Annotated in this window: 10 protein-coding genes; 6 read left to right on the top strand and 4 right to left on the bottom strand. The window is 69.0% G+C overall.

Features of this window, described 5'->3' with window-relative positions; genetic code table 11:
• Positions 1 to 9 precede the first annotated feature (9 nt).
• From cysD to ACOQFL_RS11840, 3 genes are read left to right on the top strand one after another with little or no spacing between them, the layout of a single operon-like run.
• Positions 10 to 954, top strand: coding sequence for a sulfate adenylyltransferase subunit CysD (cysD, locus tag ACOQFL_RS11850; protein ID WP_175530015.1), 945 nt, complete (start codon positions 10 to 12; stop codon positions 952 to 954).
• Positions 954 to 2309, top strand: coding sequence for a sulfate adenylyltransferase subunit 1 (locus ACOQFL_RS11845; RefSeq protein WP_435544178.1), 1356 nt, complete (start codon positions 954 to 956; stop codon positions 2307 to 2309). Before cysD ends, ACOQFL_RS11845 begins: the two co-directional genes overlap by 1 nt.
• A 36-nt stretch (positions 2310 to 2345) precedes the next feature.
• Positions 2346 to 3104, top strand: coding sequence for a sirohydrochlorin chelatase (locus ACOQFL_RS11840; protein ID WP_435544177.1), 759 nt, complete (start codon positions 2346 to 2348; stop codon positions 3102 to 3104).
• Positions 3105 to 3251: 147 nt separating this feature from the next.
• Here the strand turns inward: ACOQFL_RS11840 and ACOQFL_RS11835 are convergent, their stop codons facing one another.
• On the bottom strand, positions 3252 to 4046 hold the full coding sequence (locus tag ACOQFL_RS11835) for an FkbM family methyltransferase (RefSeq protein ID WP_435544176.1): 795 nt from the start codon (positions 4044 to 4046) through the stop codon (positions 3252 to 3254).
• Positions 4047 to 4318: 272 nt separating this feature from the next.
• The gene (locus ACOQFL_RS11830) at positions 4319 to 5245 is read right to left on the bottom strand and encodes a DUF5818 domain-containing protein (RefSeq protein ID WP_435544175.1); all 927 of its coding nucleotides are present in this window, start codon (positions 5243 to 5245) and stop codon (positions 4319 to 4321) included.
• 677 nt (positions 5246 to 5922) lie between these two features.
• Between ACOQFL_RS11830 and ACOQFL_RS11825 the strand changes: the two genes are divergently transcribed.
• The 3 genes from ACOQFL_RS11825 (at position 5923) to ACOQFL_RS11815 (ending at position 13946) form a co-directional block, all read left to right on the top strand.
• The gene (locus ACOQFL_RS11825; RefSeq protein WP_435544174.1) at positions 5923 to 11106 is read left to right on the top strand and encodes a type VII secretion system-associated protein; all 5184 of its coding nucleotides are present in this window, start codon (positions 5923 to 5925) and stop codon (positions 11104 to 11106) included.
• A 24-nt stretch (positions 11107 to 11130) separates the two neighbouring features.
• Positions 11131 to 13575, top strand: coding sequence for an ADP-ribosylglycohydrolase family protein (locus ACOQFL_RS11820; protein ID WP_435544173.1), 2445 nt, complete (start codon positions 11131 to 11133; stop codon positions 13573 to 13575).
• A 128-nt stretch (positions 13576 to 13703) separates the two neighbouring features.
• Positions 13704 to 13946 carry a hypothetical protein gene (locus ACOQFL_RS11815; protein WP_435544172.1) on the top strand — a complete coding sequence of 81 codons (243 nt, stop codon included), beginning with the start codon at positions 13704 to 13706 and terminating at the stop codon, positions 13944 to 13946.
• Positions 13947 to 13995: 49 nt separating this feature from the next.
• Here ACOQFL_RS11815 and ACOQFL_RS11810 read toward each other — a convergent pair whose 3' ends face one another.
• A complete protein-coding gene (locus ACOQFL_RS11810) occupies positions 13996 to 15222 on the bottom strand; it encodes an RNA polymerase sigma factor (RefSeq protein ID WP_435544171.1) in 1227 nt (408 codons plus the stop codon).
• The gene (locus tag ACOQFL_RS11805; RefSeq protein ID WP_435544170.1) at positions 15219 to 15587 is read right to left on the bottom strand and encodes a YciI family protein; all 369 of its coding nucleotides are present in this window, start codon (positions 15585 to 15587) and stop codon (positions 15219 to 15221) included. The genes ACOQFL_RS11810 and ACOQFL_RS11805 overlap by 4 nt, the downstream gene beginning before the upstream one ends.
• Between the last annotated feature and the right edge of the window lie 208 nt (positions 15588 to 15795).

Below are 15795 nucleotides of genomic sequence, written 5' to 3'. Positions count from 1 at the left end.
GAAGCGATCATGGATCAAAATCTCGACCTACCGGAAGATCCGGCGACATCCGAGGCACCACCACAAGTGGACAACCTCGATGCGCTGGAATCCGAGGCGATCCACATCTTCCGGGAGGTTGCTGGGGAGTTCGATCGCCCGGTGATCCTGTTCTCCGGAGGCAAGGATTCCACGGTGCTGCTGCACCTGGCACTGAAGGCGTTCCGGCCCGCACCCGTGCCGTTCCCGCTGCTGCACGTGGACACCGGACACAACTTCGAGGAAGTGCTGCGGTTCCGCGATGAGCTGGTCAGCCGCCACGATCTGCGACTGGTCGTCGCCAGGGTCCAGGACTGGATCGACGACGGCAGGCTCAGCGAACGGCCGGACGGTACCCGCAACCCGCTGCAGACGCAGCCGCTGCTGGAGGCGATCGAGCAGAACCGCTTCGACGCCGTGTTCGGCGGCGGCAGGCGTGACGAGGAGCGTGCCCGCGCCAAGGAACGCGTCTTCAGCCTGCGCGACGCCTTCGGCCAGTGGGATCCGCGCAGGCAGCGCCCCGAGCTGTGGAACCTCTACAACGGCAAGCACCGTGCGGGCGAACACATGCGGGTCTTCCCGCTGTCCAACTGGACCGAACTGGACGTGTGGCGCTACATCCAGCGCGAGAAGATCGAGCTCTCCAACCTCTACTACGCCCACCGCAGGGAAGTCTTCCATCGGGACGGCATGTGGCTGACCTCCGGCCCGTGGGGCGGGCCACGCGAGGGCGAGGAGGTTCACGAGAAGACTGTTCGCTACCGCACCATCGGGGACGGGTCGTGCACCGGCGCGGTGGAGTCCGAGGCATACACGGTGGACGACGTGATCGCCGAGGTCGCCGCCAGCCACCTCACGGAGCGGGGGGCGACCCGAGCCGACGACAGGATGTCCGAGGCAGCCATGGAGGACCGTAAGCGGGAGGGCTACTTCTGATGAGCAACGACACCGACACCCTCACCCGGTTCGCCCCCGACAGCGGAACCGAAGTAGCGCTTCCGGTGCACACCGACCTGTTGCGGCTGGCCACAGCGGGCTCGGTTGACGACGGCAAGAGCACGCTGGTGGGACGGCTGCTGCACGACACCAAGTCGGTACTGGCCGACCAGCTCGACGCGGTACACCGTGCCAGCGCCGACCGCGGGTTGAGCACTCCGGACCTGTCGTTACTGGTCGACGGGTTGCGCGCGGAGCGCGAGCAGGGCATCACCATCGATGTGGCCTACCGCTACTTCGCGACCGGCAAGCGCACTTTCGTGCTGGCCGACACCCCCGGTCACGTGCAGTACACCAGGAACACCGTCACCGGTGCCTCCACGGCGCAGCTCGCGGTGCTGCTGGTCGACGCCCGTAAGGGCGTGGTGGAACAGACCAGGAGGCACGCCGCGGTACTGGCGCTGCTCGGCGTCCCGCGCCTGGTGCTGGCGGTCAACAAGATCGACATGGTCGACTTCGACGAGTCGGTGCACACCACCATCGCCCAGGACTTCGCGCAGCACGCCAGGGCCCTGGGCTACTCCGACGAGGACGTGGTCACGGTCCCGGTGTCGGCACTGCACGGCGACAACGTCGTGGAACGTTCCGAACGCACGCCCTGGTACGACGGCCCCGCCCTGCTGGAGCACCTGGAGACCGTTCCGGTCGCTCCGGACCCGCACGACGTTCCGTTCCGGTTGCCGGTGCAGTACGTGATCCGGCCTCGTACCGCCGACCACCCGGACTACCGTGGTTACGCGGGTCAGGTCGCCGCGGGAGTGGTCAACGAGGGCGACGAGGTGGTGGTTCTCCCCGGCGGAGCACGCAGCAGGGTCTCCATGGTGGACACCCCGGACGGCCAGGCGCAGAGCGCCGCGGCCGGACGTTCGATCACCGTGCTGCTGGAGGACGACCTGGACATCGCACGCGGCGATGTCATCGTCTCGGCGGAAGCCCAACCCCGGGTAACCGACGAGTTCGACGCCACGGTCTGCTGGCTCGCCGAGAAACCCCTCGCGCCGAACGCGAAGGTGCTGATCAAGCACGGTGCCCGGACCGTACAGGCCATGGCCACCGAACTGTCCACCCGCTTCGACGAGCAGGAGCTGTCGAGCGTGGACGCCCCGGAAAAGCTGGAGCTCAACGAGATCGGCAAGATCCGGTTCCGCACCTCGGAGTCGTTGCCGATCGACGACTACGCGAACAGCAGGCGCACCGGTTCGTTCATCGTGCTCGACCCCTCCGACGGTGCCACGCTCGCGGCGGGCCTGATCGGTGTTCCGCTGGCCCCGCTGGCCTCCGCGGTGACTCGATGACGACCCCAGCGCCTCGATGACGACCGGAGTTCCCGGATGAGCGCACCGCTGGTCGCGGTGGCGCACGGCAGTCGGGATCCACGTTCGGCAGCCACGATCCAGGGGCTGCTGGACGTGGTCCGCTCCGTCCGCCCCGAACTGGACGTACGAACCGCGTTCCTGGAGCTGTCCGCACCACGGCTCGGCGACGTACTCGACGCCGTGCACGCCGACGGCAACAGGCGGGCCGTGATCGTTCCGCTGTTGCTCGGCCACGCCTACCACGCGAGTGTGGACATCCCGAACGCGGCGCGGGAAGCCGAACGCCGCAATCCACTACTGCGGCTGTGCACGGCCGAAGTGCTCGGGCCGGACCTCAGGCTGCGGCAGGCGGCATGGCGGCGGCTGACCGAGAGCGGTGCGGATCCGTACGATCCGGAACTCGGTGTCGTACTGGCCGGGGCGGGCTCGGCGCACGACTCCGCCAACCGGCTGGTCTCCGATGTGGCCGGAGTCTGGCAGCGGCACAGCCGTTGGGCCGGTGCCGTGGCGGCCTTCGCCGCCGCTGCCGAACCCGACGTGCCCGCCGCGCTGGAACGGCTGCGCGCACAGGGGGCACGGCGGTTCGCCGTCGGCTCGTGGTTCCTGGCTCCCGGCAGACTGCCCGACCGGGTGCTCGAACGGGCCACCGAACACGCCGAGCACCCCCTGCTGGCGGACACCATGGGAGCGGCACCGGAACTGGCCGAGCTGGTGATCGAGCGGTACGAAGCGGCGCTGGCGGCCAGGCCGGGGCGGTTGGCCCACGCGACTTGAGAGCGCACGGGTACTCGCCCGTGGGCTCGATCAGTCGGCGCGGCCCGGGCGACGATTTCGCGAGAAATCGACGGCGGGTGGGGCCACACCGCCCCGCCGGAGTGTCAATTTCCCGCGAAATTTGCGACGGTGCGGTGTAGCGGGTGGTCAGGCGGCCCACCTCGTGGTGAACAGGTAGTTCCGTTTACGAGTGGTCACCCTGTCGACGGGCATCCACCGCTCGGCGTGCCAGACGTACATGCCGTATCCCATCTCGCGGAGCCAACGGGTGAGTTTGTCCGCTTCGAACCCGTACCTGGCGAGGTGGCGTTGTTCGATTTCCAGCAGCAGAGTCGGTTCGCAGTCCGCGAGCGTCCGTTCGGCGCCTTCCAGCACGAACGGCTCGTATCCCTCCACGTCGATCTTGAGGAAGTCCACGCGGTCGAGTCCGCGTACCCGCCGCACCTGATCCACCGAGAGCACGTCGACCGTGTGGATTCGCACCCGCCGCACCTCATCGTGCGCCACGGGGGTGATTCCTTGCCGGTCGATGTGGGCATGGCCGTGCACCGGGAAACCGAAACGGCGGGGGACCACGAGCGCGCGGGGTTCCGAGCGACTCCCGAGCGCGGCACGAGTGGTCCGCAGCTGGGGCAACCGGACGAGCCACTTCAGACCCGTGAGTATCCGATGTGGCTTACGCTGCGGTTCGAAGGAGTGCACCATCCCCTGCTCGCCGACCAGCGCTGCCAGTGAAAAGCTGTACATGCCGTAGGCCGCACCGATGTCGAGGCACACGTAGCCGGGGGCGACCACGCTCGGCAGGCCTCTCGTCTCGGGCTCGAACAACGCCCCGGCCGAAGCCGTCCGCAGCAGACCGGCCAGCCGCGATCGAGGTCGGACCGCAGCCGCGCCTCCCCCGCCGACACGTTTCTCCTCGGCTCGTTCGAACTGCCCCGACACGGAAACTCGCTTTCGATAGGTATTCGGTCACTCGCACATCCCGACACGCCACTTTTTCACTTTGCGAATCCGGGTAATAACACAACGTAGGATACTTGATACGCCGGAGCGCACCGCGAGGCGCGTGGAGCAGCAACAGGGCCGATACGGACCGGCTGTCCGTATCGGCCCTCGGATCCGTCACAGCGGGGCCGGCCGGTTCTCCGGAGCGTGCGAGCCGCCGGAGAACTCCCGCCTCGTGCTGCCCTTTCGGAGTACGCGGGAGATCTCGGTCAGGAGGCCGCGAAGGTCACCTCGCGTCCGGCGTCCCGGCAGGTGTAGTCGTAGCCACCCAGCTCACTGTCCGCCTCGGTCGCGGAGCACTCGAAACCGTTGCTGCGGTAATCCTGCCCGATCCGGCCCTCGGCGTCCGCCGCCACGTCGCGGGCGGTGTCGCAGTCGACTCCGCTCGCCTCGATACCGAATGCACCGTTGTCCGAGTTGGGAGTGAACGGGACGTCACCGCAGGAACGCGTGGCCGCGTACTCGGTGGAAACGGTGGTGTCACCGTTGAGAACGACCGTGTTGTCCCGCTGGACGATGCTCTGCGGGTGGATCACCTCTCGCGGCCCCACCACGCTGTTGCCGACGGCGATACGCGCGACGACGCGCTGGCCGGTTCGCAGCCCCACCGGTGCGGAGTAGACGCCGTCACCGTCGTTGTCGCGCAGCGCGACCGCACCCAGCTCGTCGATGTCGGCGACCTCGCCACGCGGGTTCGCGCCGGGGGTGCCGAACAGGCCGTAGAATGTCGTGCCGCCGCTCACGGAGCCGTCGGTACTCACCCGGAAGTTCAGGCGGGTGGTCCCGCGCTCGGGCAACGACTCGCCGTGCGCGACCGGCTCCACCGTTCTGACCGCGAGCCGGTCGGTTTCCGAATTCTTACCGGACTCGCTCCCGGTCACCTTGACCCGTTCACCCGCGTAGGGCAACAGCATCCCCGGTGCCCCGGTGAGCCGGTAGCGCGTGCCGTCGCTTTCCGCCGTGAGGGCGTATCCCTGCCCGCCGCGTACGAGCGTTCCGGTGGCGCTGGTGAACAACCCTGCCCCGCTCGGAGCGTTCCGGGCCGACTGCGCGTCGGATTTCTCCGCGGCGGCAGCGGTACCCGCACCACCCAGTACTGTCAACACCGCGGCGGCGATCGCGAAAGTCTTGCGCATCCTTGTCGAGCCACCTTCCGTTCGGGATCGCTTCGATGACCTTTTCGTCCCGAGAGACGTCGCGGTGGACTTCGGGTTGCCCCGAAACGGTCATCGATTCGTATCGAGTTGTGTGCACCCCGCGTACAGCGCCGATACCTCGGAGCCGAAGCAAGAACGACCGACGACCCCCGCGCGAGAGCCGAGGGGTACGGTTACTCGTCCGATGCCCGTGGTTCCCACCACGTGGCGAGACCGTCCAGACTGCCACCTTCCAAGAGGTTTCGCACCCGATCGGAGTAACAAAGGGCGGGTCGGCTGCGCATTTCGGAGCAATTCGGTCCCACACACCCCACCAGCAGCGGCACCGGGAGCATGATTTCGGGGCAGGGATCGGAAGTACCCCGGCGAACGAGAAAACGACACCCCCACGAGCGGCCCGGTTCCCGTGGACCGGCAGCTGCCCACCACGAAAGCGGTTCGCCACATTACGAATCGCGACAATCACTCCTGGTAAACAGGAGATACCGAAATTCACTCCGCGAGGTCATGAGACAGTAACGATTGTGCGGACACACACCGGAACCGATCGCTCAACGCGCCGCGTCCGATCTTCGTAACCAACCGAGTGCGCGTTCCGCCAGGTGGTCGCCAACCGGAAAATCGCAGGTCGAACCCTGCGCATCGACGAACCGGACATGGGAAGCAACGGGGAGATGAACAGTCAGCAACCGAGCCGACCGGTGATTACGCCCGCGATGCGGGAACAGGCCGCGCAACAGCCGAACAGCTGGCTCTACGTGGTGGACCCGATCTTCACCGATCCCAACGCGGAAGTCCCACCCTGGGGATTCATCGGCGGATTCCGAGTCGACGAGCACGGGGGGATCACCGCGGACTTCTCCCCGAACCCGAACTACCGTCCGTCTCCCGTGGCGTTGCGCCTTCCCGCCCCCACCAACGACGTGGAGCGGGCACTGCAGCTGACCACCACCGGCTACGCCCCCTCCCAGACACTGCTCGGTTCCCTGCTGGAGGCCGAGCTCATCCTGTTCGCCCAGCCGCAGGGCGAGGGACTGTTCACCTTCGAACACCCTTCGGGACGCAATCAACTGCAGGTGTTCACCTCGGAAGGTCATCTGCCGCGGAACTGGACCAGCTGGCAACGCATGACCGGCAGGTCATTGGCGGAGCTGCGCCCGCTCGGCACCGATATGCAGGTGAACCCCACCAGCCCGGGCAAGGTGCGTGTTCCCTGCGAGGACCTGATCCAGGCCGCGGGGATCCCGCTGCGGACCAACGAGGGCGCATCGCGCAACGGTTCGGAAGCGACCACGGTGGTCACGGGGATCGGAACCCGGCACCGACCGGATCGATCCGGGGGAACGACACAGGCGGTCCCGGTGCAGCCGCCGATGCCCCAGCGACCCCCCGCGACGGCCACGGCTCCGGCGGAGCGATCGAGCGGTTCACCGGAAAACGTCACAGCGGGGAGCACCCCGCCCTCCGACGCCACCCGCACGCCTGCCGATGGGACCAGCGGCGCAGCCGGCGAGGACGAAACCGGACAGCGCCTGCTCGGCAGCCTGCTCGCCGCCGCGGCCGGTGACGCGCTCGGTGCACCGGTGGAGTTCTACCCGCTGGAGCAGATCCGCAACCGGTACGGCAGCGCGGGAGTGACCGACTACGACCGTGACAGCCAGCAGGGCGGGTCGTTCACCGACGACGGCCAGTTGATGCTGTTCGCGCTCGAGGGATTCGTGCGCGGTCACATCGCGGTGCGCCTGCGGGTCGCGGAGACACCACTTCCGGCCGTACAGCTGGCATTGCAGCGCTGGCTGCACAGCCAGGGATACTCCTGGTCACGTGTGGCCGGGCCGTTCTCGGCCACTCACCCGGAACCGGACGGCTGGCTCGTGGAGCGGCCGGAGCTGTTCGTGGTGCGCTCGCCCGCCAGCAGCTCGATCAGCGCGCTGCGCGAGTTCGCGGCCTCGGGCAGGGCGGGCACGATCGAGGAGCCACTGTACTATTCGGACACTCATGGCGCGGTGCTTCGCGGAGTCGGTCCCGCGCTGTGGTCGGACGACCTCGCTGAGGTCTTCCGAATGGCCGCCTGTGCCGCCGCGCTGACCCACGGCGAGCCGGACGGTTATCTGCCCGCCGGCACGTTCGCGGTCCTGCTCCGGGAGCTCCTGCGGGAAACCCCGGTTCCGGAGGCACTCGCGCGGGCCAGGAGGGTACTCGGCGAGCACGCCGCCGAATCGGCCACGGAGCAGGCACTGGCCGCGGCGGTGGGCCTGGCCGAAGACGGGCGTCCCACACCGGAACGACTCAAGGACGTACTCGGCGGCGGCTGGACCGGTCCCGAGGCCCTGTCGATCGCCGTCTGTGCCCTGCTGAGTACCGAAAGCCTCGCCGCGGCCGTGCTGCTGGCGGTCAATCACTCCGGCGACAGCGACTCCACCGGAGCGATCTGCGGCGCCCTGGCGGGCGCCCGGTACGGCAAGGACGCCCTGCCGGGCACCTGGCTGCGCGACCTGCGGGGACGAGAGACGATCGAAGCCCTGGGACGGGACGCGCTACTGGAGTTCGGCGCGGAGCCGCCGGACGACCCGAACTGGCGGCACCGTTATCCGGGCAGGTTGGACGGTTCCGAACTCGGATTCAGCACCGACTTTCCCGTGACGGTTCCCGACCACTCCGAACCGTCCACGGCGGAACAGCCGACCGCCGAGGACTCCCCTGCCGAAGCACCGGCTATCGAGGAACCGGCCGAAAGCGCCGACGCGAACGCGGGCTCCTCGACGGAGGAGGCGAACGAGGCCGAAAAACGTCCCGGTGCGGCGGACACGTCCCGGAAACCGGTGCTCGGCTGTCTGCTGGGTGGGGCGGTCGGTGACGCGCTGGGGTACCCGGTGGAGTTCGACTCGCTGCGCGCGATCCGCGACCGGTTCGGCCCCGAGGGGGCCACCGGCCTCGAACCGAGCGGAGCGGACACCGCTCCGATCAGTGACGACACCCAGTTGACGCTGTTCACGCTGGACGGACTCATCCGCGCCGGTCACAGTGTGCGTCGTGGTCAGGCGACCGATCCGGTCGAGCTGGTGCAGCACTCCTACCAACGCTGGCTGCACACCCAGGGCTTCGAGAGTGATGAGGTCACCGGCCCCGGCTGCACCGAACCGGACGGTTGGCTGCTGTCCCAGCCCGAACTGTTCGACCGACGAGCGCCGGGAACGACCTGCATCGAGGCGCTGCGGGGATTCGCCGCGGGCGACAATCCCGGTTCGCCGGACCACCCGCTGAACGACTCCAAAGGGTGTGGCGCGGTCATGCGTGCCGCACCCGTGGCACTGTGGTCGGCCGATGTGGACGAGGTGTTCCGGCTGGGCGCCGAGACGGGGATGCTGACCCACGGCCATCCCAGCGGATATCTGCCTGCCGGGACGCTGGCCGTGTTGGTGCGTCGGCTGTTGGAGGGGGACACGCTGCGGCGGGCCCTCGACACCGCGTTGGCGCGACTGGCGACCTGGGAGGGGCACGAGGAGACGACCGAGTGCCTGTTGCGGGCGGAGGAGCTGGTCTCGCTGGGCGAGCCGGGCCCTGAGGTGATCGAACAGCAGCTCGGCGGTGGCTGGGTGGGCGAAGAGGCACTCGCCATAGCTGTCTACGCCGCGCTGAGCCACCCCGACTCGTTCACCGACGCGGTGCTGTTGGCGGTCAACCACTCCGGCGACAGCGACTCCACCGGAGCGATCTGCGGCAATATCATGGGCAGCACGTCGCGGGTCGAGCGAATTCCCGCGGAATGGCTGGAATCGCTGGAACTGCGCGAGTCGATCGAGCGGCTCGCGCGGGACGCGGAGCTCGAGTTCGGCACGGAGACGCCGCCCGAGCGGGACTGGGCGGAACGGTATCCGGTACCCGACGGAGGAAAAGCCGGTGTGGCGGCACCCAGGTGGCCGCTGCGAGAACGGGCGTTGGCCACGCCACCGGAAACAGGTGCGGCGGACGAAGCCGGGCAGTCGAGCGAAGCGGAAGCGTCGGAAGAACCTGCCGAGGATGCCGCGGTCACGCCGAGCGGGGACGAGACCGAACCGGAGGGCGGGGAACCAGCCGGTGGGGAGGAGCAGTCCACCGCGCACGAGGAAAGCACGTACCGGCAACAGGACGAGGTCGCCGCGGCACACACACCGGTGGAGACGGCGGCCGTGGCGGACCCGGCCGGGGAAGAAACGGACGGGGTGGCTACCGCGGCGGATTTCGCCGGGAGCGACATCCCGGCCACGGATTCCGTCCCGGCGCCGGAGCAGGACGCCACGTTGGAGGCCGACGCCGCCTCGACGAGCGCACGAACGGCGGAGTACCTGAACGCGGCGGAGTACGACACGGTGGATGGTGAAGTCCACGACGACGAGGAAAGCCACACCGGCGAAGGTGAGGAAGGCGGGGAAGAACGCGGCACCCCGCTGTCGGAGGGAACCGACTCCGAGGGAACGTCCGAGCCGACACCCGGAACCCCGGCGATGACGGGACCCGCGCCCGCCCCGGAATCCGACGTTTCCGAAGGAACCGGCCCACCGGAGGACTCGCCGGAAACGGAACTCTCCGCGGAGGAGACACGGTTGCTGGCCGCCTGGCGCAAGCTCAGGGAGAGCCCCGAGGAGGTTCCCAGCGAGCTCGCCGGGGAACTCCGCGAGCTCACCGCGCGGGCCTTCGGTGACGAACGGGCCGCGCTGCTGTTCGGTGAGCAGCCCGACGAATCCGCCGACTCCGGGGTCCTGGCGCGGGAAACCCCGCTGAACCTGGACTTCGACGAGCGGCTGGCGGGGTGCGTACTGGGTGCGGCCTGTGGCGACGCGTTCGGAGCACCCTGGATGCTCGGCCGAGCGGACCGGCTGCGACGTCCGGAATCCATCGGGTTGGCCGAGGCGTTCGGGAGCAGCGGGCGTATCACGGCGGCGACCCAGCAGCTGGCCTTCCTACTGGCGGGAACGATCCGTGCCGACCTGCTCGGACGCGGAAGCGAAACCGCCTACGTAACCGAGATCCGGGAGGCACTACGGCACTGGGTCCGTACGCAGGGCGTGGCGATCGACCCGCCCACCACGACCGACTGGCTCTCGCACTGTTCCGAACTCAACGCCCAGCGCTTTCCCGATCACGCCGGGACGGCCGCGTTGGTCGAACCGCGTGACGAGGACGAACTTCCCCGCCCGACGGACCCACCCAACCACTCGGCGGGATACCTGGCCACTGTGCGCGTGGCACCGCTGGGTCTGCTGGCCCACGACACCGGCACGGCTTTCACGCTCGGTGCGCGAACGGCCGTGCTCACCCACGGCGCTCCGGACGGCTATCTGCCCGCCGGTGCGCTGGCCGCGCTGAGCCACGAGCTGCTGGGGGGAGCAACGCTGGCCGAAGCCGTGGCGGAGGTACTGACCGAACTGGACAAGTACGACGGCTGCGAGAACACGGCGGACGCGTTGCGCTCGGCGGTTCGGCTGGCGCGGCGGGGGACACCGAGCGCCACGGCGCTGCGTTCGTTGGGGACGGGTTGGCACGGCCCGAGCGCCCTGGGGATCGGTGTGCTGGCGGCACTCTCGTACCCCGACTCCTGGCGCCAGGCGGTCGTGCTGGCGGCGAGCCACACCGGCAACAGCGCCGCCACGGCGGCGGTCTGCGGTGCCGTGGTCGGGGTTTCCCGGGGTAGCAGCGCGCTACCCGCGAAGTGGCTGGACCGGCTGGAGGTGCGCGAGATCGTGGACCGGCTGCTCGCCGACCGCCGAGGTGTCGCGGACACCGAGCCGAACGGAAACCTTCCGGCCTGGGCACGTGCCTATGTCACCGAGACCGAACGGTCATCACACCGTCAGCGGTAACGGTCCGCGACGGGCCACACTAGGATGACGAGTGCTTTGGACGAGAACACCCTGGAAGACGACGAGAAGCGATTACTGACCGCTCTTCGTGCCCGCGAGAACGCGCCTCGGAGACGAGCCGACCCGGATGCTACGGCCGATCCGGCCATGTGGCTGGTGCGGAGCTGGCGGGGACTCGTGGCCAGCCCGGCGGCAACGCCGCTCTGGGCCACCGGGCTGCGTCACCGGCTCGCTGAGGAGACCACATCGGCCGGGAAACTGGGCTCCTTCGTTTCCGGTGGACTGTTCGACGTGGACGGTTTCGTGGCGCGCTCTCCCGGTCGACTGCTGGGGACGCTCTACGGCGGCGCGTTAGGTGAAACCGTCGCGCGGCAGGACAGCCAGGGCACGGAGCGCACCGCGGCCCTGCTGTGCGCGCTGGACGGACTGATCCACGCCCACGCCGAACTGCGGGAGCTCGGACGGGCCGATCCGCTGCGAGCGGTGCTCGCGGGACAACGGCGCTGGCTGCGCAGCCGGGGTGTCCCCGTGGCTCTGCCCGACGAGCAGCACGGAACCGAGTCACGTCCGGAAACACCGCTGGACGATCCAAGGCTGGTGGGTTCCGGCGGGGGTGATCCCGTGATGCTGACGGTGCTGGCTCGTCTCGTACCGGAGGAAACCCCGGCGAGCCCGGAGCACCCGGGCAACGACGTCGAGTCGGCGGCGGCCGTGCCGCTCGGCGCGGCCGCGGCGCTGTGGGCCGAGGACGACCGGAGTGCTTTCCGGCTGGGCAGCGAGATCGCCGCCGTCACGCACGGCGGGGCGCGGGGGCATCTGCCCGCCGGGGTGCTCGCCGTGCTGATTTCCCGGCTGCTGCGCGGCCACGGACTGGCGGAGGCGGCGGAGCTCGCGATCGGGCTGTGCCCGCACCCGGACATCACGGCGGAGCTGTGCGAAGCGGTGCGGCTGGCCGGTTTCCGACCGACGGGCAGCCTGCCCAGTGCGCGGAACCTGGCGGCCACGGCCGACGGCGGAACCGGCAGCGGAGTGCTCGCGATGGCGCTGCGGGTGGCGCTGTCGGCCGCCGAGGACTGCGCCACGGCGATCGAGGTCGCCGCCGGTCACTGTGGAGACACCGTCACCTCTGCGATGCTGTGCGGGCAGCTGCTCGGCGCCCTGCACGGCCCGGAATGGGTGAACCGCACCGGCAGGACCTCGCCCCGGATCGGCCCGCTGCTGGAACGGGTGGCCGCCGCTGCCGTCGCCGAGTTCGGTCCGGATCCGGCCGATACCGCGCCGCGCGGGGAGAGCCTTCCGGCGGGAGCGCCCCGGCAGCCGGAGCTCGCTGAGCGCGGAAGGATCGACGAGACCATCGACGAGAACTCCGCCGAGTCGGCGTGGCGACCGCGTTTCGTGCGGGCCGTGCTGGGATGCGCCGTCGGGGAGGCACTGGGCGGGGCGGTCACGGCCGACAGCTGGCGCGAGATCAGGGACCGCTACGGCGAGGAGGGACTGCGGGAGTACGTACCGGCCGGGCATCCCTCGGGGCGAATCGGCAGCGACACCCAACTGCTGCTGTTCACGCTGGAGGGAACGATCCGGGCCGGGGTGTCACGCAGGTCGTCCGGCGAGGTGCCGCGCCCCACGCGGCACGTGCAGCACGCCTATCAGCGATGGTTGCACACCCAGCACCTGAGCTGGCCCCGCGCGGCCGGGGAGTTCCTGGCCGTCTCCTCCGAACCGGACGGTTGGCTGGTGGGGTTGCGCGGGCTGTTCCAGACTCGCAGTCCGGGCAGGACCATGATGCGCACGCTGATCGCTTTCGCGAAGGGGCAGCAGGCCATGGGCTCGCCGGAGGAGCCGATCAGCGACTCGGACGGCAGCAGCGCGCTGCTGCGGGCGATCCCTGCGATGCTGTGGACGCCCCGCGCGGACGAGACTTTCCGGGTGGCCACCGAGACGGCGGCACTCACCCACGGCCACCCCACCGCCTGGCTGAGCGCGGGCACGCTGGGGGTGATCGTCTCGCGGTTGGCGCGGCAGGAGGAACTCTCCGAGGCCGTCGAGGCGGCCGAGTCCGAGTTGGGGCGACATCCGGAGCACGAGCCCGTGACACGCAGGATCGATGCGGCACGCGAGCTCGCAGAGTCCGGCGTCGTCGAGCCGGAGCGGCTGGAACGCACCCTCGGCACTGGTTTCAACGCGGCCGAGGCGCTGGCGATCGGGCTGTACGCGGCACTGGTGGCCGAGGGAGATTTCGCGGCCGGGCTGCGCACCGCCGTGAATCACTCCGGCAACAGCGGGGTCTGCGGCGCGGTGACGGGCACGCTGCTGGCGATGTCGGTGGACGAGGAGATCCCCGAGCACTGGACGCACCAGCTCGAACTGGGCGAAACCGTTCGCGCACTCGCCGCGGACGGCTGCCTGGAATTCGGACCGAACCCGCCGGAGCCCCCGGAGTGGTTCGAGCGGTATCCCGCTTCGTGAGCGGCGGGACTTTCCGGAGTGGCAGGACTTTCCGGAGTGGACGACGCGGTCGCTGCCGTGTCGCGGTGATGTCCCAAAGCTCACGGGCGGATCAGTGGCAGCGTGAGACGACAGGAGCGTTTTCGGCGATGCGGCGGACGAACCGCGGAACGAACCAGATCCACCTCTTCCTGCTGATCACCGTAGGAGCGCTTTTCCCGCTGCTGGCGGAGTGGATGCTCGGTCCCGTGGACAAGGCGCCCTGGTGGTCGCTCATAGCGCTGGCGACGCTGCTGTTCGGATGCTTCTCCCTGGTTTCCCTGGGCACCACCAAAGCGATCCAGCGCAAGAATCAGAGCAAGAGCACAGCCCACCGGGAGAGCCGTGAATAACTCTCCGCATCGCCGAAGTACCACGAACCGTCGAATCCGAGGCCAGTCCTCACTCATTCACGCCGGAGAGGCGTCGTAGCCGGTGTCCGAGGTGCTGTCGCTCGGCGAGATTGACGGTGGCGGCGATCGCTCGCCGGTAAGCGTTCGCCGCGTCCTCGGGTCTGTCGGCCTGCTCCAGTAGGTGAGCTCGTACGGCGTTGAGCCGGGGAAGGCGGGGATGCTCGGCTTCCAGCACATCGAGCTGGGCGAGCGCGGTGTCGTTTCCGTCTACCATGGCCTGGGCAACGATGCGGTTGAGGGTGATCGTGGGGTTGCCGCGATCTGTCACGAGTTCGAGGATCCGGTAGAGCACGAGGATCTCGTCCCAGTCCGTTGTCGCGAGGTCGGAAGCTTCGGCGTGCAGGGCCGCGATGCACGCCTGGAGCAAGTAAGGACCTGGTTCGGCACCCGGAGTCACTTGTTCGACGAGCTCGATTCCTTCGTCGATCAGTTCCCGGTCCCACAACGTCCGATCCTGCTCGTCGAACGGCTTTAGGCTCCCGTCCGGCCCTACCCTCGCTGGGTGGCGGGACTCGCTGAGCAGCATCAACGCGAGGAGGCCTGCTACCTCGGTGGATTCGGGGAGGCTGCGGCGAAGTAGCCGGGTCAGGTGAATCGCCTCCGCGACGAGATCCGCGTCGCGGGGCGGTGCACCGGTGGTCGTGTGGTGCGCCTCGGTGAACATCGCGTAGAGCACGTCGAGCACGGCGGTGACGCGCTCCTCGGCATGCTCGGGATAGGGGAGCGGGCGGCCGAGTTCGGAGACCCGCCGCTTGGCCCGCGTGATCCGTTGGGCGATGGTGCTCTCGGGCACCTGGTACACATTGGCGATCTGTGCTGTGCTCAGTCCGGCAACCGCGCGCAGGGTCAGCGCTACCTGCCCGGAACGTGGCAGGTCAGGGTGGCAACACAACTGCAGCACCAGTAGCGAGTCGTCATTCTGGGCCGCCTCCGGCGCCGGGGGATGCAACGAGACGGCACGCGTCTCGCGATGGCGGCGTCGCGCGTCGCTGCGGGCGTGGTCGGCATAGCGGCGGCGGGCGGTCGCTGTGAGCCAGCCCAGCGGATCGTCCGGGAGCTGTGTCGGCCATCGCTGCTGCGCGTGCAGGAGTGCCTCCTGGACGGCGTCTTCGCACAGGTCGAACCGGGTGCTGCCACAGGTGCGCACCAGTCGGGCGAGGGCCTGTCGCGTGAGTTCACGCCACAGGCCCTCACCCGTCCGAGAATCGGCAGTCACCCGTCCCCCAGATCGGCGAACATCACCGGACGTAGTTCGAGTGCGAGGCCGGGGATGTTCGCATCGGGGATCTGCTCGGCGAGCTTCACCGCTCGTGCCTCGTCCGCGACATCGATGAGGTAGAAGCCCCCCATGAACTCCTTGCTCTCGACGAACGGCCCGTCGGTCACCTCGGGCCCGCTCCCGGAACTGCGAATGACCTTCGACTGACTGGGATCGGCCAGGGCCTGAGTCGCGATGAACTCGCCTCGCTCCTTGGTCTCGGCCATGAACGCGCCGTGTCCTTCCTGGAGCTGCCGCTGCTGCTCGTCGGTGAGCTGCTCCAGCACCGTCGGGTCGACCTGCATCAGGATCAAGTACTTCACTGTTTCCTCCTCGATAAGTGAACCACCCTTGTGGCAACTCACCAGGGGGTCGTCACCGAACCGGCGAACACGACACACGCGATCAGGATTTTCATTCCGGATTTTCCGCCACCCCGCACCTCCCCCGCCGAGGGGGCGATCCCACGACCGTGCTCCGGCTGACCCGCTGGTGGACGACGAGCGGCTCGTTGGACGAGCACACCGTAGT

The sequence above is a fragment of the Actinopolyspora sabaoui genome, from assembly GCF_051225635.1.
GTDB lineage: Bacteria > Actinomycetota > Actinomycetes > Mycobacteriales > Pseudonocardiaceae > Actinopolyspora.
This window is presented reverse-complemented; position numbering and strand designations above follow the sequence as displayed.